Raw genomic sequence first — 19,062 nt, 5'->3', positions numbered from 1 at the left:
TGTCATGCCCTACGTCGATGGATTCGTCCTGCCAATGCCCACGAAGAACCTCGCCGCCTACCGCAAGATTGCGCGCAAGGCTGGCAAGATCTGGCGCGAGCACGGCGCGCTCCAGTACACCGAGTGCGTCGCCGATGACATCGCCGAAGCCCCGCTCGCCCTGTTCGCCAAGAGCGTGAAGCGCAAGCCCGGGGAGACGGTGGTGTTCTCCTTCATCGTCTATGCGTCGAAGGCCGACCGCAATCGCATCAACAAGTTGGTCATGAAGGACCCCCGCCTGAGTGGCATGCAGAGCATGCCCTTCGACATGAAGCGGATGATGTACGGCGGCTTCAAGCCCATCGTCTCGCTCTAGAAAACCTCAGCGGCGTCCGGCGGGTGGGAGGGAAGGCCCGCCGGACACCGTGAGGGACTACGGAATTTCCAGGGCGCGAAGCACCGTGGATTCCGAGTCCGGGGCTCGCACGCGCAACAGGAGCGCGGCGCCCGACTTCACAGAGGACAGGGTGTTGGCCGCGTCGGACGCGCTGGACACCTTGTCGTCACCCACCTGCACCAGCACCATGCCGGGCATCAGGCCCGCGCGCTCGGCGGGGCTGCCGGGCTCCACTTCCATGATTTGAGCGCCGCCGCCTTCCGCGTCACGCAGGCTGATGCCCAGCTTGCGCGTGGCGGGAGCGGTGAAGTTGCGCGGCGTGACTTCCTCCTCGCCGCGCTGGGCCGGACGTGTTCCGAGCGTCACCTCCAGCGACAGGGGCTTGCCACCGCGCACCAGCTCCACCTTCACGCGGCTGTCGGGCTTGAGCAGCGCCACGGCGCGGGTGAGCGTTCCGGCGGACTCCACCGCGCGGCCACCGACGGAGGTGATGATGTCCTCTTCCTTGAGGCCCGCGCGGTCGCCAGGCCCCCCTCGGCTGATGCCGGACACGACGGCGCCCTTGGCCGCGTCGACCTTGAGCGCGCGCGCCAGTTCCGGCGTGAGGTCCTGGATGGCCAGGCCCAGGTAGCCACGGCGCACCGCGCCCGTCTCCTGGAGTTGGGGCAACAGCGCGCGGATGAGGTTGCTGGGCACCGCGAAGCCGATGCCGCTGGCGCCGCCGATGATGGCGGTGTTCATGCCCACGACTTCGCCCTTCATGTTGAAGAGCGGGCCGCCGGAGTTGCCGGGGTTGATGGCGGCGTCCGTCTGGAGGAAGTCGTCATAGGGGCCGGAGTGGATGTCGCGAGCGCGCGCGGAGAGGATGCCGGCGCTGACGCTGGAGTCCAGCCCGAACGGGTTGCCGATGGCCATCACCGCGTCGCCCACGCGCACCGCGTCCGAGTCACCCAGCGGCACGAAGGGCAGGTTGTTCGGCGCGCCCTTGAGTTTGAGCAGCGCGACGTCGGTGAGCGGGTCTCTGCCCAGCACCTCCGCGTCGAACGAGCGGCCATCCTCCAGCTTCACGCGCACCGCGTCCGCGCCCTCCACCACATGGTTGTTGGTGAGGACGGTGCCCGTCGCGTCGATGATGAAGCCCGAGCCCAGGCCCTGACGCGGCTGCGGATTGCCCTGCATGCCCGGCGGCATGCCGAAGCGCTCCGCGAAGCCCGGAGGCAGGCCCTGCATGCCCGACATGCGCTTGGGGCGGGCCTGCACTTCGACATAGACGACGGAGCCCTTCACCGAGTCGACGAGTGGCGCCAGCGAGGTGACGGTGCCGGACGTCGCGGGATTGAAGCGCGCGGGCTGCACGGGTGCGCCGGAAGGTGTCGCGGCGGCGGCCGTCGCGGTGGCGGCGACCGTGGCGGTCGCTTGAGAGGAATTGGAGGCACCCAGGGCCTGGGCCTGTCCGCACGCGAAGCCCAGCGTCGCGGCGGGCAGGAGGGCCAGGGCACCGAGGAAACGGCGAGAGGGGAGCGAGCAGGCCATCGTTCGTTCTCCGTGAGGCCGGAGGCGTTCCGGCCAGGAAAGAGTGTTTGAGAATCGGCCCGGACGTGGGGAGGACGCGGAGCGGCTCCCCCTGGAGGTGGAAAGGTGTGCCGCTGGTCGTCCCCCGACTCCCGACGGCTGCCATTGCTCGGGGCTCGTTCCGCGAGTCCCCACATCCGAACCGATGCCAGACACCTGTGCACGTGCCGGGCCAGGGCTCCGCGCGGGGGTTCTCCTCTGAGAGTGGGGGCCGCGGGGCAGGAAGCGCGGGGCAATGTGCCCCGCTCGGGGCAAATGTCCCCGGGGCGAAGTGCCTCCTTCTCCTGGGGAATGAAGTGGCACGTCGAATGCTCTGCCCGGGCACGCTCGCACCCACGTTCCGGCCTTCATCGTGGAGGTTGGAGAGAGGGCGGGCAGCCCACCGCGCTGGAAGGAGTCGACCTTTGATGGGGCCAGACGAAGAGCAGGAGCAGCAATCAGGAGCGCGGCCGTGGCCGCTCCTGGACCCGGAGCGAGGGCAGCGCCCGCGAGTGCTCGTCGCGGAGGACCAGCCGGAGATGCGCGCGTTGTTGCGCAGGGCGCTCAAGCGCCAGGGTTATGAGGTGGTGGAGGCGGCGGATGGGCCTGGGTTGGTGAAGGCCATCATCGATGGCCTGCTCGCGGACCAGACGCAGGTGCCGGACCTCATCATCACCGACGTGCGCATGCCGGGGTACTCGGGGCTGGAGGTGGTGGCGCGGCTGCGGCGCGAGGGCTGGACGACGCCGGTCATCCTCATCACCGCGTTTGGAGATGCGCAGCTGCATCGGGACGCCGAGCTGTTGGGCGCGGCGCGTGTGTTGGACAAGCCCTTCGCGATGGAGGACTTGTGCGCCACGGCGGAGGCGCTCGTTCCGCCGGTCCGCTGAGCGCCTGCCTGCCCGACGCGGGCGGGGATGGAAGCAGGTGTGCACTCTCGAAGGGTGCTCTCTCGAACCACGTTGAGGCGAGCGCTCCTCGCCTTGCTCCCCCTGGTGCTGCTGGCGCTGGCGTTCATCGTGATGCGCCACGAGCTGCATGAGTTGCGAGGGGTGGACGTGGCCCGGGGGCTGTCGTCGATTCCGCGCGAGCGCATCGTGTTGGCGGTGGTGTGCGCGGCGTGCAACTACCTGGCGCTCACGCTCTATGACGTGCTGGCGCTGAAGCACCTGGGGCGCAGGCTGCCCTATCGGCAGGTGGGGTTCACGGCCTTCGTGGGCTATGCGTTTGGCCACAACATCGGCATGTCGTTCCTCACGGGAGGGGGCGTTCGCTACCGGCTGTATTCTGCGCGGGGGTTGACGGCGCTGGATGTGGCGCAGGTAGGGACGTTCAACGCGCTGACGTTCTGGGTGGGGTTGTTGGCGGTGGCGGGGGTGGCGCTGGTGGTGGATGCGGGGCAGGGGGCCATGGCGTCGCTGTCGCTCTCGCCCGGGGTGGCGCGGGGGCTGGGCTTCTGCCTGCTCGGGGTGTTGCTGGGCTACCTGGTGCTGTGCGCGCGGATGCGGCGGACGCTGAAGGTGGAGCGCCTGCATCTGAAGGTGTCGTTGCCCACGCTGAGGCAGGCGTTGGAGCAGCTCGTGGTGTCGTGCCTGGACTGGTCGCTGGCGGCGATGGTGTTGTGGGTGTTGTTGCCGTCAGGGGTGGGGATTTCGCCGCCGAGCATGGTGGCGTTGTTCGCGGTGGCGCAGCTCGTGGGCATCGCGAGTCAGGTGCCCGGCGGGTTGGGCGTGTTCGACTCCATCATCCTGGCGGCGCTGACGCCCGAGGTGCCGGCGTCGATGCTGCTCGGCACGCTCGTGGTGTACCGCATCGTCTACTACCTGCTGCCCTTCGCGGTGGCGGCGGTGATGCTGCTGGGGCACGAGCTTTCGCAGCATCGCGGCGACTTGTCGGAGCTGCGGACGCGGCTGGGACGGCGACGACAGGAGGGGTGAGGTGCCTGCCCGGTTCGGGACGGAGCGGACCTCGCGCGTGTTGTGCCGGCCTTCGTTTCCTGCTTCCGTGGCTCCCTCGATGCGAGTCCATCAAACAGCGTGGGTGTCGGCGCTCTGTGTCCTGGGCATGGGGCTGGGAAACGGCTGTAGCTGTGGCCCCGCGCAGCGGCGCATCACCCCCGAGGGCGCGCCGACGCGGAAGGTCGCGCACATCGTCCAGGAGTATCCGCACTCGACGGACGCCTTCACGCAGGGCCTCGTCTTCCACCAGGGCCGCTTGTTTGAAAGCACCGGCAACCAGGGCACGCTGCGCGAACTCTCCCTGGAGTCCGCCACGCCGCTGTGGATGGAGCCGCTGGGCAACATCTTCACGGAGGGCCTCGCCAGTGACGGCGAGCACCTCTACCAGCTCACCTGGACCGAGGGCCTGCTCTACACCTGGAGCGGCCTGCCCCCCACGCGTGAGCGCACCACGCGCTACTCCGGTGATGGCTGGGGCCTGTGCTACTGGCAGGGCCGCCTGGTCCGCAGCGACGGCACCTCCATGCTGACCTTCCACGCACCCGACACCTTCGAGCCCGTGGGCTCCGTGGAAGTCACCCTGCAAGGCCTCCCCCAGGACCAGCTCAACGAACTCGAGTGCGCCAACGGCGTCATCTACGCCAACGTCTGGCACTCCTCGAGCGTGCTCGAAATAGACCCCACCACGGGCCACGTCACCGCCATCATCGACGCCTCCGCCCTGACGCGCGCCGTGTCCCCCCAGCTGAACAGCCGCGAGGCCGTCCTCAACGGCATCGCCGTGGAGCCCGGCACCGGCCGCATGCTGATGACCGGCAAGCTCTGGCCGAAGCTCTTCGAAGTGCGCCTGGAAACCGTCGACTGACGCTCAGGGCTTCTTCGCCTCGTCGTCGCGCTCCAGCTTCCGGTACAGCGTCTTCCGGTCCACGCCGAGGATGCGCGCCGCCAGCGTCCGACTGCCACCCACCGCCTCCAGCACGCGGTGGATGTAGCGCCGCTCCAGCTCCTCCAGCGTCACCAGCTCCGACGGGTCCGTGTTCTCCGGCACCACCTTCGGCTGGCTGTAGTTCCGGATGCGCTCGGGCAGGTCATCCACCGTGAGCTGCTCGAACGACGTGAGCGCCACCGCGCGCTCCATGCAGTTCTGCAGCTCGCGCACATTCCCCGGCCACCCATAGGCCAACAGTCGCTGCGCCGCCGCCGGTGACAGTCCCACCACGCGCTTGTTGTTGCGTACCGCGAACTGTTCGATGAAACGCTGTGACAAAAGCAGCACATCATTGCCCCGCGCCCGCAGCGGAGGCAGCTCCACTCCGATGACGTTGAGCCGGTAGTACAGGTCCTCGCGGAACCGGCCCTCCTCCACCGCCAGCTCCAAGTCCCGATTCGTCGCCGCCACGATGCGCGCGTCGAACGGCACCTCCGTGTCCCCACCCACCGGCCGCACCACGCGCTCCTGGAGCGCGCGCAAGAGCTTGGGCTGGAGCGTGAGCGGCAATTCGCCCACTTCATCCAGGAACAGTGTGCCGCCATTGGCCTGGACGAAGAGGCCCGTGCGCGTCGCCTTGGCGTCCGTGAAGGCGCCCTTGGCGTGGCCGAACAGCTCGCTCTCCAGCAGCGCCTCCGGCATCGCCGCGCAGTTGAGCGCCACGAACGGCCCCGGCGCGCGCCGCCCCCGCGTGTGCACCGCGCGCGCGGCCACTTCCTTGCCCGTGCCGCTCTCGCCGGTAATCAGCACCGTGGAGTCCAGGTCCGCCACCCGGTCGATGAGCGCATAGGCCTGCTGCATGGCGGGGCTCTCGCCCACCACCGCGCCGCTGTCCTGCTGCCGTCCCAGCTCCTGCCGCAGCCGGCGCACCTCGTCGCGCAGGGCCCGGTGCTGCACCGCGCGCTCCAACACCAGCACCAGCGCGTCCAGGTCGATGGGCTTGGTGACGAAGTCGTACGCCCCCGCGCGGATGGCGGCGACGGCCGTCTCCAGGCTCCCGAACGCCGTCAACACGATGACGGGGATGTCCGGCCGGTTGAGGACGATGCGCTCACACAGCGCCAGCCCATCCATCCCGGGCATGCGCAGGTCCGTCAACACCACGTCGAAGTCCTCGCCGGACAGTCGCGCCAGCGCCTCGTCGGCGGACCCGAGCGCCACGGGCGTGTAGCCCCGACGGGTCAACCCCTTCTCCAACATGGCGCGCATCTCGCGCTCGTCCTCGACCATCAGGACGCGGCCTGGCATGTGTCCCCTCCGCTCGGCAGGTAGATGGAGAAGCAGCTACCGCGTCCCAGCTCGCTGCGCACGGCAATCCAGCCGCCATGGTCTCTGACAAGACCATACGAGACGGACAGCCCCAGCCCCGTGCCCTCGCCCACGTCCTTCGTGGTGAAGAAGGGCTCGAAGACATGGCCCAGCACGTCCGGGGGGATTCCGCCGCCCTCATCCTCCACGTCCACCCGCACGTAGCTGCTCTCCGCGCCCCCCACGTCAGTGGGCGGCGTGGCGCGGGTGCGCGTCGCGTGGATGCGCACCGTTCCGGGCTTGTTCATCGCCTGCAGCGCGTTCATCACCAGGTTGGTCAGCACCTGCTGCACCTGTCCTCCATCGGCCTCCAGCATGACACCCGGGGGCACGTCGTCCACCAGGGTGATGCTCTTCTTGGAGGCCATGGGCTTGAGCAGCGACAGCGAGCGGTCCACCAGCTCCCGCACGTCCTCCGGGGCCCGGTGGGGCGCGCGGCGCCGCGCGAAGTCGAGCAACTGCCGGATGATGCCCGTCATGTGCTGGGCCTGCTGGCTGATGATGCGAGCGCACTCGCCCACCTCCTCGCCCTCCGCTTCGCCCGAGGAAATCATCTTCGAGCGGCCCATCACCACGTTGAGCGGTGTGCCCAGCTCGTGCGCCACGCCGGAGGCGAGCTTGCCCACGGTGGTGAGCCGGTCCGCGTGGCGCAGGTGCTCCACCGCGGACAGGCGCGCGACAGTCTCCGAGGACAGGCGGGAGCGCGTCTCCTCCAACTGCTCGCCCATGCGGTTCATCGCGTTGGCCAGCATGGTGATTTCATCGCCCCGGCGCCGGGTCGGCAGCCGCACGCGGGCCGTCAAGTCGCCCTGGCCGAAGCGGTTCGCCAGTTGGACCAGCTCGTCCACGGGCTCGCCGACGAGCTTGCGGCCCATGGCCATGGCGGCGATGAAGAAGGCGAAGGTGATGGTGCCGGTGGCGACGATGGTGCCCACCACCGTGACGAAGACGTGCTGACGCTCCTCGCCCAGCGACTCCGTGATTTCGATGGCGCCAAAGCGCTGGCCCCGGCCGATGAAGACCGGCGTGTAGGAATGCAGCAGGCCAGGGTCCGGGCTCGGGTCCACCATGGAGCCGTCCTTCCCCTGGCGCAGCGTGGCCAGCAGGCGCGGCGGGAATCCGACGAGCGACGGAGTACCCGGGCCACCATCCAGCCAGACCCAGCGCAGGTGGACCTGCCCCTGGTAGCTGTTGGACTGGTTCAGGATGGTGAGGGCTTCACGCTCACCGGCGAGCTGCCACGCCTTGCCGATGGCTCCGGCGAGCGTGTGACCGAGCAGCTGGTGGTCGTGTTGCATGTCCAGCGCCGAGCGCTCCAGCTCACGGCGAACCTGGATGACCTGCAGCCCGGCGATGACAGCCACGGCGAGCAGGACGAGGGCGAGGGTGAACTTGCGAGCGAGTTTCACGGGAGGTCGAGGCTATTCCGGTCCATGCACCTTGGAGGGGTCGAATACGCATGGACCGGAAGGAAGTACTCACAACGTACCGCGAGTGCCGCGAGAAGAGAGCAGTGCGTCGTGCCGGAGTCCTTGGAGGGAGTGGGAGCGACCTTCGTGCGTCACACGGAGGTCTAGAGCATCCGCCATGCCAGGGCGGTGCTCGGAGCGGCTTGCCTCGGAGGAGGGTGTCTCGGCGGGGCGGGATGACCCGCCGAGACCGGGGCACATTGCCCCGTGGGGGCGAAGTGCCCCCGCCTCAGAACCCCTTGGGCAGGGCCACCACGTCGCTGACCAGCGAGAAGCCACTCGCGGGGCAGGCGGCGATGGCGGGCTCCGACGTGTCGAGGAGTCCCCTGCGCTCGACGAGCGTGCTGCCCACGACCTCGTGGACGAAGATGCGCCCGCCGTTGGTGTCGCCCAGGTAGGTGCGATTGCCCACCACGGCGAAGCGGCCGGCGGCCGGAATCGGACAGGAGCCGATGCCCGGCGAGCACTGGATGGGCGCGGTGGACACCACGCGGTCCTGCGCGTCGAGGAGCACCAGCGCCGAGCGCTCCACGGACAGCAGCTTGAAGTTGGTGTCATAGACGGCCTTGCCGCCGCAGCTCACGAGGAGTTGCTCGCCCACGGGAGCCACGGAGCCCGGGTTGAGGCAGCCGTCGCCCAGGTCGATGAGGTCCACCGCGCGGCTCGTCGGGTCGATGCGTGCGAGCAGGCCAGGCCCGCCGGGGCTGTACGTGACGGGGTTCAGGTTGTTGAGGGTGACGTACAGCTTGCCGTGGTGTTCGGTGATGCCGGTGGGCGTGGACAGCGTCGTGTTGTCGGGGAAGGGCTTCAGCGCGGCCCCCGAGGGCAGCACGATGGTATCCACCACGGCGGGTTCGTTGTTGGCCAGTGAGACGCGCACCACACGGCCCCCGGCGGACGGGTCTCCCAGCAGGTTGCCGTAGAGCGTGACCCAGAGGTCGTGGGTGCCCGTCCTCGTCATGGCGAAGGGATTGGTGTTGGCGCCGAAGCTCACGCTCGCGACGTTGGTGAAGGTGATGCCGTTGGGGAAGCGGGAGCCCGGGGGGCCGGGAGGCAGGGGGTCTCCTTCGCGACGGAGCACCTGGAGCGTGTTGTCGGACGAGTTGAGGATGTAGACGTACGGGTCCTGGACCAGGACCTGGTTGGGAGCGCGGCCCGTGTCGTTGCTCGCGGGCAACACGCCGTAGTCGCTCAGTTTCGCCTGGACAAGCTTGCGCGTGGAGTCGAGCACCAGCAGCACGTCCAGCATCCGCGCCGCGCTCTGCGGAGACGAGGCCACCAGGGTGTTCGGGCCCTTGAAGTCCGAGCCGGACTGGATGCCCACCACCTGCCCGGTGTTGAAGCACGTGGCCACCACGTCATAGGTGCACACGCTGCCCCGGCAACTGCGGGCGTCTCCGCAGACGTTGCCGCAGGCGCCACAGTTGTTGGGGTCGGCCTCCCCGTTGATGCACGCGTTGCCGCACTGAAGCATGCCCCCGGCGCAGCTTCCCTGGCAGTCGCCGTTCATGCACACCTCGAAGGGTTGGCAAACCTTGCCGCCTTCACCCGCGCAGCCGCCGCAATGCTGGGGCGAGGACTGGGTATCGACACAGGCGCCGCCGCAGGCCGTGGCGCCCTGCTGACAGCGGCACGCGCTCTGCGCGCAGAGCTGTCCGGTGCCGCAGGTGTTGCCACACTCGCCGCAGTTCGCGGACTCGCTGGTGAGGTCCACGCAGGTGTCCCCGCAGCGGGAGAGTCCCTCGCTACAGACGACGCCTTCGTCGGGGCAGCCCGTCAGCAGCAGGCACGACAACAGTGAGACCAGGGCAGCGAGGTGTCGCCCGGGAGGAAGTGACGCGGCATTCATGGGGTGTCCGCCTTTCGATGCGAAGAGGGAGAAACGTCGAGCGCCATCGCCACGGAGGCGAGCACGGCGCGGCCCGGCAGGGGATAGCCGTCGAAGTCCTCGACGAAGGTGTCGAAGACGTTTTTGAAATCGAGGGAGAACGTCAGCGCGGGCCGGCGCCCCACCGTGCTGGACACCCCCGCATGCAGCAGCGCACGCGCTGGCAGCATCAGCTCTCCGGTGCGGTTGCGCAGCTGCGAGGACTGCGCCCGAAGCTCCACGCGTCCCGTCAGCCAAGAGGGGCCCGCGGCCACGCGCGCGGACAGCGTGTGGCGCGGGCGGAGCGGTATCTCCTTGAGGTAGTAGCGCGGGTCATCCCGGAGGTTGCGGGAGACGAGCAGCGTGTACGCCAGGGAGCCGGACAGGAACGACGTGGGCCGCGCTTCCGCGTCCACTTCCAGTCCCGAGACTCGCGCCGAGGCGAAGTTGAAGGGCTTGGCGGCGAACGGGGGATATGCCTCGTAGGCGATGAGGTCTTCGTAGAGGCTGTGGAACCCTCCCACGGACACGAGTGAGCGCTCCGTGCGGTGCGCCAGGGCCACGTCCGCGGAAACGGCCCGCTCGGCGCGCAGGTCCGCGTTCGGCAGCAGCGTGCCCTGGCGCACGTACAGCTCCAGCAACGAAGGCGCGCGGTGGGCCTGGCCCACGTTGGCGCGCAGCTCCAGGCGCGCGGGCAGTGACACCCGGGCACCCAGCTTGGGTGACCACAGCGTGTACGGGCCCACGCGCTCCAGTCGCAGCGAGGGTGTCACGTGAAGGCGCCCCGAGAGGAGTGCGACGTCATCCATCGCCATGACGCTGGCGCGCAGCCAGGAGGTCCGCTCTTCCGTCGGCGTGGCGACTCCGTTCGTGGACAGGCCCTCTCCGCCCACGCTCGCCAGCGCGGAAACGACGTGCCAGTCACCCAGGGGCAGCCGTCCCTCGAACTCACCTCCGCCGGCTCGCAGCACCTGCACGCCCTGTTGTGACACCGGGCCACCCGACAGCTCCAGGCGCTCCTGCCGGAAGTGCGCGCGCGCCGACACATCGACGCGGTTCGCGAGTGAGCCGAGCACGCGCAGGCTCAGCACGCCCCGGCGGCTGGACTGCCGCGCATCCGCGACGGGGTTCTGCGCCGTGCCCGCGAGCCCGCGACCTTCCAGTGAGCCCTCGCCCATCGCGTCCACCACCACGCCCGGGGCCAGTCGGTGCCGCACGCGCAGCAATGCCCCCGCGCCGCGTGCATCGTTGTTGTCACGTCGCCGCGTCTCGGGCGCGTCTCCCGGCAACGTGGGCGTGGTGTCGAAGGGGTAGGAGAAGCCGCCGGAGGAGGTGCCTCCGTGCACGAGCAGGAGCAGCTCACTGTCCAGCAGCGGGCCGGTGGCGGCGAGCCAGCCCGTCGCGGTGTCCCAGCTCCCATAGCTCACTTCGCCGGACAGGCTCAGCGTGTCGCCGGGACTTCGGGTGACGATGTTCACCACGCCGCCGAGTCCACCGCTGCCGTAGCGCGCGCCCGCGCTTCCGCGCAGCACCTCGAACTCGCGTGCGAGCGCCAGGGGGATGCGCGACAGGTCCGCGCTGCCCCCCGCGCCATTGAGGGGAATGCCGTCGAGCAGCACCAGCGTCCCGTTCGACGAGGCTCCTCGGACGACCAGGCTCTTGCTCTGTCCGTACCCGCCAGACTCCTGGATGGCGACACCCGGTGAGGTGGCGAGCACCTCGGCGGTGTCGCGGGCCGTGCCGCCGCGCTCCTCCACGGAGATGACGGTGACGACGCTGCTGGGGTCTCGTTGCGACGCGCGGTCCATCGGCTCGGGGTCGGGCACCTTGCCCACCACGTCGATGACCTCGGACATGGGAGGTGTTCCCGCGTCCTCGGTGGATTGGGCCCATGCCGGCGCGCACGCCAGCAGCGCCAGACTCAAGAGCCACCTCGTGAGTGCCGTCTTCACGCTCCTGTACCGGGAGCGAGTCCCGGACCGAAGCCGAGGATGGAGGCGCGGCGCAACGAGCCGAGCATCCGCAGCAGCCGCGCTTCGTCCAGCGTGGAGTCCTCTCGCGAGGCGCGCTCGAGCAACTTCCAGCCCGTCATGCCGGGCTCGACCTTCGTCACCAGCTCCAAGAGCGTGAGGGAGACGAGCTGGAGCACCGTGCCCCACGGTGTCCGCACGCGGAACGCGCCACAATGTCTCCACCCGCCGGTCATCTGGCGCGCATCCTCCAGGGCGCGACCTTCCGCGTCCAGAGCGAAGCCCAGGGGCTCCTTCAACAGGTGCCGCAGGTCCGTTTCACCCGTGAATCCGGAGGGCTCGGGCGCCAGTCGCTCTCCGAGCACGAGCAACTCCAGGTCCAGCAGTGAAGCGTAGGCCGCCTGCTTCAGCACCAGGTGCTCACCGAGCACGCAGCCGTCGAGCCCCGTGGACAGCAGACACCAGAGGGCGTCCTCGGGTGTCTCGACGATGGGCTCTCCCGCGACGTTGAAGGAGGTGTTGAGCAGGATGGGCACGCCGGTGCGCGCGTGGAACGCCGTGAGCAGCGCGTGCAACAGCGGGATGTGCTCCGCGCGGACCGTCTGGACGCGGCCCGTGCCATTGACGTGGGCGACGGCGGGGACGCGATGACGCTGGGCCTCGCGAAAGCGCCACACCCGGAGCATGAAGGGACTGTCGTCGGAGGCTGTGTCGTCGAGGTCGAACCACTCGCGCGCATGCTCCGCGAGGATGGCGGGCGCGAAGGGACGGAACGCCTCGCGGAACTTCACCCGGCTGTTGAGGACGTCCTTCATGTCGCCGGGACGTGGGTCGCAGAGAATGCTCCGCTGCCCGAGCGCGCGAGGGCCCAGCTCCGAGCCTCCCTGGAACCACCCGAGCATCTTTCCTTCCACCAGCAGGTCGGCGACGGCGGGCACCACCGAGGGCAGCCGACGTGACACGACAGCGGGAGTCGCCTGGATGGCGCGGTCCACCCATGCGGAGGGGTAGGTCCTGCCCACGCTGTCCTGCTGGAGCCGTCGAGTCGACTTTCGCCCTGTCAGGTGCCAGAGCCCGTGATACGCCGCGCCCAGGGCCGTGCCGCTGTCCTCGGCGGCGGGCATGACGTAGACGTCGCGGAAGCCCGCCTCCGTGAAGAGCCGCTCGTTCGCCACGCTGTTGAGCGCGACACCGCCCGCGTAGCAGAGCCTTTCGCAGGATGTGCTCGCGCGAAGGCGTCGGACGATTTGCAGCAGCCCGGCTTCCAGCGCCGCCTGGGCGGAGGCCGCCAGGTTCCGATACTCCTCCTGGCGCGCGGGCCATCGCTCGTTGTGTGGGAAGCGCCGAGGCACGGCGTCGGAGAAGACAAACCGTCCATCGACGATGGTGAAGAAGTCGGTGATGGGAATGTCGGGAACGCCGTAGGGCGCCAGCCCCATGACCTTGCCCGGACCTTCGAGCACATCGGAGAAGAGCTGTCGCCCGACGGCGGAGTACAGGCCGCCGAGACTGCCGAAGCGCGGCATCCCCTGGAAGCGCTCCAGCTCCGCGGAGGCGGTGACCTCCAGGAAGGTCCCCAGGTGCTTCTCCAGCGGGACGAAGCCGTCGCGCGACGCGCGGTAGACGGAGAGCGTCTCTTCTCCTCGCCGCTCGGAGACGACCGCCGCCAGCTCCGTTTCGGACAGGTCCTGGACGTTGGAGCCGAAGCCGTCGGCGACGAGTACGAGGGCCTCATCGAAGCCGGACGTGGCGAAGGCGCCGACGGCGTGTCCCAGGTGATGCGAGAGGGTGAGCGTGGGCACCCCCGTCCTGGCGAGGGCGAGGTCGGGGTTGGCCCGCACGTCGAAGAGGGGCCCGCGAGGCCCCATCAGTGAGCAGCACGCGACGAGGCTCAAGTCCTCGGGTTGGATTCCCGCATGCTCCAGGCAGTAGCGCACCGACAGTGACGCGAGGCCGCCAGGAATCCACGCCCGCTTGCGTCGCAGCAGGCGTTCTTCCTGGATGGCCACGACCAGCTCGTCGCCGCGCAGCAGACACGCGGCGCCGTTGTGGTTCGACGCGCCAATGCCCAGCACCCACGGAGCGCTGTGGCCTGACATGGCGATGCCTCAGTTCGCCGGGGCGGGCTCGGGCCTCAAGGAAGGAGCCTGGGGCGGAGCCACCTTGGGGACCGCCTGCTTGCGAGGCGCGGGAGTGGCGGGCGCGGGCGCGGCGACGTTGAAGAGGTTGACGAGCACGCCCACGGCCGCGAGCTGGGACGTGGTCGGGTTGTAGTCAATGGCCTCGCCGATGGGGAAGTCCACGGAGCTGGAGGCCTGGACCTGGAGCTGGCCGTCGGGGGTGACGAGGACGGTCCACAAGAGGCCCTCCTGCGTGGTGGCGAAGACGTACGGCTGGCCGCCGACGCGGGCCATGGCGGCGCGGAACGCGAAGGACTGGGGCAGGGCCAGATTCTGCTTCAGGTCCACGGAGCCCTGGGACTGGAACTCGGCGGGGCGGACGCGGAAGAGCCACGTGTTCTTGTCCGCCGGGCCCACGGAGCAGGCCACGGCGACCAGGTGGTCATCGAGGATGGCCAGGCCGTTGATGCCGCGCTGGGCGGCCGGGTTGTAGCGCTTGCGGGCGAGCACGTTGCCCTGGGGGAGCTGGAGCATCACCAGGTCTCCGTCCTCGGCGCCGGTGATGACGATGCCGTCGCGCCACGCGACGATGTCGCGCACGTTCCAGAGCTGGAAGGGGCTGGGGATGGGGTCGGGAGAGCGGACGTTGAGCTTCTTCAGCACCGCGAGCTGGCGGCCGTTGCGCGAGACGTTCCAGATGAGGACGAAGCCATTCTCATGGCCCGTCACCAGATACTCGCGATTCGCGTGGACGACGAAGACGCCGCTGTTGGCGGTGCCCACGTCCGCGTCGTAGGCGAAGTTCTCGAAGCGGAACGCGCGAGGAAGCCTGTCCAGGTGCGCGGGCTCCGCGTCCTCTTGCAGCGCGGTATCCCGCTCGCGCCAGAGGGTGATGGTGGTGCTGTCATTGGAGGTGACGAAGGTCCGCTCGTCGCGGACGGCCATCATCTCCACACCCCGGTTGGCGGGGGTGCGCAGCACATCGGTGAGCATGGGTCCCCACTCGGTGGGGCCCGGAGGGCGGAAGAACGTCATGGAGCCATCCAGACGTCCGACGATGAATCGGCCCGAGTCCAACCACTGCAACTGCTGGGTGTAGGGATACGTGGTGCCAACGGGTGTGAGCACCTGGGCGGCGAGGTTGCTGTCGGCGGTGCCGGCCTGGGCCTGTTCCTGGGCATGGGCATCGTGCTGACAGGCCATGACAAACAGCAGCACCAGTCGTGGCAGGACGCGAACGAATCCATCGAGCTTCATGTTGAGCCTCCTCCTACATGCGCTTCAGTCGGGAATCCCCAAGCGCCCCCCTCGGCAGGATGGAGTCAGGCAAATGTTGTCATGTGCTCGGCCAAGGCGGCTGCGAGGCGATTATAACTTTCCTCCCGACGGGTGTCATGGTTGCACAGGGGCGCTGTCAGGACTGGCAATCCCTTGCGCTGGCGCAACGTGTTGATGAATGCCCGACTGAGTCGGGGATTCTTGAACAGGTCATGGATGAACGTGCCGAAGATGGGCAGTCGCTCATGCACGGCGCCATCGACTCCGCCCGCATGGGCGTACAGCGGCCTCGCGCTCGCATACCTGACGAGTCCGGAGTGAATCTCATACCCTGACACCTCGCCCGCGCTCGCGAAGGGGTTGTCGGGCGTCGGCGTGTAGTGACGATTGAAGACCGTCTTGCCAGGGAGGAACTCCACGTCGATGTCCAACAACCCCAGCCCCGTGGTGCTGCCGTGCTCGGACTCGCGGCGGCCCTCGTCGAGCAGCTCGCGCCCCAGCATCTGAAAGCCCCCGCAGATGCCGACGATGGGCGTGGTGGTGCTCAAGTCCTGGAGCACCCGCTCGAAGCCGATGCGCCGCAGGTGGAGCAGGTCTCCCACCGTGTTCTTGGTGCCGGGAACGATGATGGCGTCCGGCGCGCCGAGCTGGTCCACGGAGCGCACGAAGCGCACGCGCACGTGGGGCTCCTCCTGGAGATAGTCGAAGTCGGTGCTGTTGGAGATGTGCGGCAGGTAGAGCACCGCCACGTCGATTTCAGGCGCCCCGTGCATCCGGGGCTGGACGCGGTCCTCTTCCTCCAGCGCCAAGGAGAGGTAGGGCATCACCCCGACGACGGGCCGCTTCGCGTGGTGCTCGATGAAGTCGACGGCGGGCTGGAGGACCTGCCGGTCTCCTCGGAACTTGTTGATGATGAACCCGGCGATGCGCTCGCAGTCCTCGGGCGCCACCAGCTCCAGCACCCGCAACGTGCCGAGCAGCTCCGCCGCGATGCCGCCCTTGTCGATGTCCACCGCCAGGTACACGCGCGCATCCAGCCGATGGGCCACCTCCATGTTCACCACGTCGAACGGACGCAGGTTGGGCTCCGCGCAGCTCCCCGCGCCTTCCGCGATGACCAGGTCGTAGTGGCGCGTCAGGTGGTCGATGGACTCCTGGATGGCGGACAGCTTGAGCGCGCGGTGCGTGTCGGAGAGGAAGTACTCGCGCGCGTCGACGTCCTGGTGCGGCCGGCCGTGGATGATGAGCTGGCTGACGCTGTCCGACTTGGGCTTGAGCAGCAGCGGGTTCATGTGGACGATGGGCCGCTGCCTCGCCGCGAAGGACTGCACCGCCGTGGCCCGGGCGATTTCCTCGTTCTCCTCCGTGACGAAGGAGTTGAGGGACATGTTCTGCGACTTGAAGGGGGCCACGCGCAGCCCTTTGTTTGCGTACAGACGGCACAGGCCGGCGACCAGCGTGGTCTTCCCCACGTGGGAGCCCGTGCCTTGAATCATGAGGTGAGGGTGCTTCGGCATGGCGGGCCTCCTGGCGCGCGTGCACTATAAGGCGTCAACCTCTCACGGGTTCCCTGCTGCTCATGTCCGTCGCGCGCTCCCTCTCCCTGCTCGTCGTCTCCCTCTCGCTCCTGGTCGGCTGCCAGCGCTCCGCGCCGGCTCCGGAGGCGGGGACGCGGCGAATCGTCTCGCTGTCGCCCGGAATCACGGAGACGCTCTACGCGCTGGGTGCGGGTGAGCAGGTGGTGGGCCTCTCCGACTGGGCCTCCTGGCCCTCCGAGACGGCATCCGTGCCCAAGGTGGGCTCCACGCTGTCGCCCAACTACGAGGCCATTGCCCGCCTCAAGCCCACCCTCATCATCGATGAGCAGGTGAAGCAGGCCCCCGCGGGCTCACTGTCCGCGCTCGCCCCGGTGAAGGTGCTGCCCTGGCTCTCCGTCGACGATGTGGCGAACGGGATTCGCGAGCTGGGCCGCCAGACGGGGCGCGAGGACGCGGCCACGAAGCTCGCCCAGAAGGTGGAGACGACGCTGAAGCGCAAGCCCCCGCCGGACGCGCCCCGGGTGCTCCTGGTGATTGGCGACCCGGAGGCCGCGCTCACCAGCATCTGGTACATCCGCAAGGGCTCTCTTCACGGCGCGGCCCTGGAAGCGGCGGGCGCGCGCAACGCCGTCGCCGAGGACCCCGCGGGCCCGCCCAACGTCTCCGTCGAGCAGCTCATGACGTTGGACCCGGACATCATCCTGGTGCTGGTGGAGGGCCCCCGCCTGACGCCGGAAGAGGAGGCGCGACAGCTCGCCCCGTGGAAGCAACTGACGGTGCTGCGCGCGGTGAAGCAGGGGCGGGTGAAGCTGGTCGCGGGCCCGGGCGTGCAGTCCACCGGCCCTCGCATCCTGGACGTGGTGGAGCAGCTCCAGGCCGCGCTGCGCTTCGACACGAAGACCCCATGACGTCTCTTCTGGAGGTCTCCGGGGCGACGGTGCGCAAGGGTGAGCGGGCGTTGCTGGAGGATGTGTCCCTCCGCGTCGCACCGGGAGATTTCGTCGCCGTGGTGGGACCCAATGGCGCGGGCAAGACGACGCTGATGCGCGTGGCGCTCGGCCTTCAGCGCCCCGACGCGGGCCGAGTCACCGTGAATGGCGGCGACGTGGGAGCCCTCTCCCCCCGGGAGCGCGCCGCGTTCCTCGCGTGGCTGCCCCAGCGCGTCCAGGTGTCCGAGCCCATCACCGCGCTGGAGCACGTGGCCGCCGCGCGCTACCGCTTCAAGGAGTCCCACCGTCGCTCGGAGGAATCCGCGCTCGTGGCGCTCGCCCGCGTGCAGGCGGAAGCCCTCGCCTCGCGGCCCATCACCGAGCTGTCCGGCGGAGAGCAGCAGCGCGTCGCGGTGGCGGCGCTGCTCGCTCAGGAAGCGCCCCTGGTGTTGCTGGACGAACCCGCCAACTTCCTGGACCCGGCCCAGCAGTTGGAGCTGTATGCGCTCGTGGGGCAGATGTGGCGCTCGGGGCTGGGCGTGCTGTGCATCACCCACGACATCAACGTGCTCGCCCATGCGATGCGCGCGGGCAGCGAGGGACGGATTCGGGTGCTGGGCTTGTCGAAGGGTCGCATCGCCTTCGAGTCGCACTACGACGCCCCGGACCTGGGTGAACACCTGGGCCGGGTGTTCTCCGTGCGGATGCGAGGCGTCGAAGTCGAGAACCGCCGGGTGTTCGTGGGCATGTCCCTGGAGCGTGGGGAATGAGGACGCGACTGGTGGTGATGCTGGCGGTGTGCGCGCTCGTGGTCGCCGTGGCGCCCTTCGTCGGGCCGCCCATGCCTCCGGACGCGCGCGACTTCATCCTCTGGCAGCTGCGCATCCCCCGGACGTTGATGGCGCTGGTGGTGGGAGGCACGCTGTCGCTGGTGGGCGCGGTGTACCAGTCCCTCTTCTCCAACCCGCTCGCCGCGCCGAGCACCATTGGCACCACGGCCGGCGCCACGCTGGGCGCGCTGGTGGCCATCGTCCTGGGCGCGCGCACCGCGCTGTGGGGCCTGCCGCTCATCACCGGCGCCGCCTTCGCGGGCGCGCTGGGGGTCAGTCTGCTGGTGGCCGCCATCGCGGCGGGGCGCAACGTGCGGATGAATGACCTGGTCCTCGCGGGCATCGCCTTCTCCATGGCGGCGGGTGCCATCTCCACGGGCGTGCAGTTCTCCGCGGACTCCGCCGAGCTGCTCACGGCCATGCGGTGGACCATGGGCCACCTGCCGCAGGTGGGCTATCAGAACATCGTGATGTTGTTGCCCATCGCCGCGGTGTCGGTGGTGGGCCTGCTGACGCTCACGAGGGCGCTGGAGGTGTTCATCTCCGGTGAGGAGCACGCCGAATCGCAGGGCGTCAACGTGCGCGCGGTCCGCATGGCCTCCATCGGCCTGGGGGCGCTGGGCGTGGCGGGCTGTGTCGCGTGGTGCGGTCCCATCGCCTTCGTGGAGCTCATCGTCCCCCACATCGTCCGGCGGGTGCTGGGCGTGAGTCGGCGCGTGCTGCTGCCGTGCTCGGTGGTGGTGGGCGCCAGCTTCCTCGTGCTCTGCGACGCGGTGGCCCGCATCATCCTTCCAGGAAGGGAGACTCCCGTGGGCCTGGTGACGGCGGCCCTGGGCACGCCGCTCCTCATCTACCTGGTGGCGCGCAAGTCGTCCTGAGC

The 19,062-nt window shown here is 69.3% G+C and carries 15 protein-coding genes; 7 read left to right on the top strand and 8 right to left on the bottom strand.

The window, feature by feature from the left end:
• Positions 1-4 precede the first annotated feature (4 nt).
• A complete protein-coding gene (locus HUA75_RS31145; protein WP_141647415.1) occupies positions 5-355 on the top strand; it encodes a DUF1428 domain-containing protein in 351 nt (116 codons plus the stop codon).
• Positions 356-412: 57 nt separating this feature from the next.
• Here HUA75_RS31145 and HUA75_RS31140 read toward each other — a convergent pair whose 3' ends face one another.
• Complete coding sequence (locus HUA75_RS31140; RefSeq protein ID WP_141647416.1) at positions 413-1,909, bottom strand: Do family serine endopeptidase; 1,497 nt, start codon at positions 1,907-1,909, stop codon at positions 413-415.
• Positions 1,910-2,355: 446 nt separating this feature from the next.
• On the opposite strand from HUA75_RS31140, the gene HUA75_RS31135 reads away from it, so the two are divergent.
• The 3 genes from HUA75_RS31135 to HUA75_RS31125 all read left to right on the top strand — a co-directional run bounded on the left by HUA75_RS31135 (position 2,356) and on the right by HUA75_RS31125 (position 4,750).
• Entirely contained in the window at positions 2,356-2,817 is a 462-nt protein-coding gene (locus HUA75_RS31135; RefSeq protein WP_141647417.1) for a response regulator transcription factor, read from the top strand.
• A gap of 72 nt (positions 2,818-2,889) precedes the next feature.
• Positions 2,890-3,864, top strand: a complete 975-nt coding sequence (locus tag HUA75_RS31130; RefSeq protein ID WP_217446351.1) for a lysylphosphatidylglycerol synthase domain-containing protein — start codon at positions 2,890-2,892, stop codon at positions 3,862-3,864.
• A gap of 79 nt (positions 3,865-3,943) precedes the next feature.
• Positions 3,944-4,750, top strand: coding sequence for a glutaminyl-peptide cyclotransferase (locus tag HUA75_RS31125; protein WP_254627856.1), 807 nt, complete (start codon positions 3,944-3,946; stop codon positions 4,748-4,750).
• A 3-nt stretch (positions 4,751-4,753) separates the two neighbouring features.
• On the opposite strand, the gene HUA75_RS31120 is transcribed toward HUA75_RS31125, so the two are convergent.
• The 7 genes from HUA75_RS31120 to HUA75_RS31090 all read right to left on the bottom strand — a co-directional run bounded on the left by HUA75_RS31120 (position 4,754) and on the right by HUA75_RS31090 (position 16,402).
• Positions 4,754-6,121 carry a sigma-54 dependent transcriptional regulator gene (locus HUA75_RS31120; protein WP_141643454.1) on the bottom strand — a complete coding sequence of 456 codons (1,368 nt, stop codon included), beginning with the start codon at positions 6,119-6,121 and terminating at the stop codon, positions 4,754-4,756.
• The gene (locus tag HUA75_RS31115) at positions 6,103-7,590 is read right to left on the bottom strand and encodes a sensor histidine kinase (RefSeq protein ID WP_141643455.1); all 1,488 of its coding nucleotides are present in this window, start codon (positions 7,588-7,590) and stop codon (positions 6,103-6,105) included. The genes HUA75_RS31120 and HUA75_RS31115 overlap by 19 nt, the downstream gene beginning before the upstream one ends.
• A 289-nt stretch (positions 7,591-7,879) precedes the next feature.
• Positions 7,880-9,499, bottom strand: a complete 1,620-nt coding sequence (locus tag HUA75_RS31110; RefSeq protein WP_174488455.1) for an MXAN_6577-like cysteine-rich protein — start codon at positions 9,497-9,499, stop codon at positions 7,880-7,882.
• The gene (locus tag HUA75_RS31105; protein ID WP_371746232.1) at positions 9,496-11,469 is read right to left on the bottom strand and encodes a TonB-dependent receptor plug domain-containing protein; all 1,974 of its coding nucleotides are present in this window, start codon (positions 11,467-11,469) and stop codon (positions 9,496-9,498) included. The genes HUA75_RS31110 and HUA75_RS31105 overlap by 4 nt, the downstream gene beginning before the upstream one ends.
• A complete protein-coding gene (locus HUA75_RS31100) occupies positions 11,466-13,586 on the bottom strand; it encodes a carbamoyltransferase C-terminal domain-containing protein (protein ID WP_174488454.1) in 2,121 nt (706 codons plus the stop codon). The genes HUA75_RS31105 and HUA75_RS31100 overlap by 4 nt, the downstream gene beginning before the upstream one ends.
• Positions 13,587-13,595: 9 nt before the next feature.
• Positions 13,596-14,864: a hypothetical protein gene (locus tag HUA75_RS31095; RefSeq protein ID WP_174488453.1), complete on the bottom strand. Its 1,269-nt coding sequence runs from the start codon at positions 14,862-14,864 to the stop codon at positions 13,596-13,598.
• A 65-nt stretch (positions 14,865-14,929) separates the two neighbouring features.
• Positions 14,930-16,402 (bottom strand): cobyric acid synthase, encoded by a 1,473-nt coding sequence (locus HUA75_RS31090; protein WP_174459795.1) that lies wholly within the window; start codon positions 16,400-16,402, stop codon positions 14,930-14,932.
• Between the two features lie 62 nt (positions 16,403-16,464).
• Between HUA75_RS31090 and HUA75_RS31085 the strand changes: the two genes are divergently transcribed.
• The 3 genes from HUA75_RS31085 to HUA75_RS31075 are packed head-to-tail and all read left to right on the top strand — an operon-like array spanning position 16,465 to position 19,060.
• Complete coding sequence (locus tag HUA75_RS31085) at positions 16,465-17,331, top strand: ABC transporter substrate-binding protein (protein WP_141643461.1); 867 nt, start codon at positions 16,465-16,467, stop codon at positions 17,329-17,331.
• On the top strand, positions 17,328-18,122 hold the full coding sequence (locus tag HUA75_RS31080) for an ABC transporter ATP-binding protein (protein WP_174488452.1): 795 nt from the start codon (positions 17,328-17,330) through the stop codon (positions 18,120-18,122). Before HUA75_RS31085 ends, HUA75_RS31080 begins: the two co-directional genes overlap by 4 nt.
• A complete protein-coding gene (locus HUA75_RS31075; protein ID WP_141643463.1) occupies positions 18,119-19,060 on the top strand; it encodes an iron ABC transporter permease in 942 nt (313 codons plus the stop codon). The genes HUA75_RS31080 and HUA75_RS31075 overlap by 4 nt, the downstream gene beginning before the upstream one ends.
• Positions 19,061-19,062 lie beyond the last annotated feature (2 nt).

This window comes from Myxococcus sp. CA040A, from assembly GCF_013336725.1.
Classification (GTDB): Bacteria; Myxococcota; Myxococcia; order Myxococcales; family Myxococcaceae; genus Myxococcus; species Myxococcus llanfairpwllgwyngyllgogerychwyrndrobwllllantysiliogogogochensis.
This window is presented reverse-complemented; position numbering and strand designations above follow the sequence as displayed.

Bases quoted from the DNA above. Each gene is read 5' to 3' on its own strand.
- HUA75_RS31145 (WP_141647415.1), top strand. From the start codon at position 5: ATGCCCTACGTCGATGGATTCGTCCTGCCAATGCCCACGAAGAACCTC.
- HUA75_RS31140 (WP_141647416.1), bottom strand. From the start codon at position 1,909: ATGGCCTGCTCGCTCCCCTCTCGCCGTTTCCTCGGTGCCCTGGCCCTC.
- HUA75_RS31135 (WP_141647417.1), top strand. From the start codon at position 2,356: ATGGGGCCAGACGAAGAGCAGGAGCAGCAATCAGGAGCGCGGCCGTGG.
- HUA75_RS31125 (WP_254627856.1), top strand. From the start codon at position 3,944: ATGCGAGTCCATCAAACAGCGTGGGTGTCGGCGCTCTGTGTCCTGGGC.
- HUA75_RS31120 (WP_141643454.1), bottom strand. From the start codon at position 6,121: ATGCCAGGCCGCGTCCTGATGGTCGAGGACGAGCGCGAGATGCGCGCC.
- HUA75_RS31110 (WP_174488455.1), bottom strand. From the start codon at position 9,499: ATGAATGCCGCGTCACTTCCTCCCGGGCGACACCTCGCTGCCCTGGTC.
- HUA75_RS31100 (WP_174488454.1), bottom strand. From the start codon at position 13,586: ATGTCAGGCCACAGCGCTCCGTGGGTGCTGGGCATTGGCGCGTCGAAC.
- HUA75_RS31095 (WP_174488453.1), bottom strand. From the start codon at position 14,864: ATGAAGCTCGATGGATTCGTTCGCGTCCTGCCACGACTGGTGCTGCTG.
- HUA75_RS31090 (WP_174459795.1), bottom strand. From the start codon at position 16,402: ATGCCGAAGCACCCTCACCTCATGATTCAAGGCACGGGCTCCCACGTG.
- HUA75_RS31085 (WP_141643461.1), top strand. From the start codon at position 16,465: ATGTCCGTCGCGCGCTCCCTCTCCCTGCTCGTCGTCTCCCTCTCGCTC.
- HUA75_RS31080 (WP_174488452.1), top strand. From the start codon at position 17,328: ATGACGTCTCTTCTGGAGGTCTCCGGGGCGACGGTGCGCAAGGGTGAG.
- HUA75_RS31075 (WP_141643463.1), top strand. From the start codon at position 18,119: ATGAGGACGCGACTGGTGGTGATGCTGGCGGTGTGCGCGCTCGTGGTC.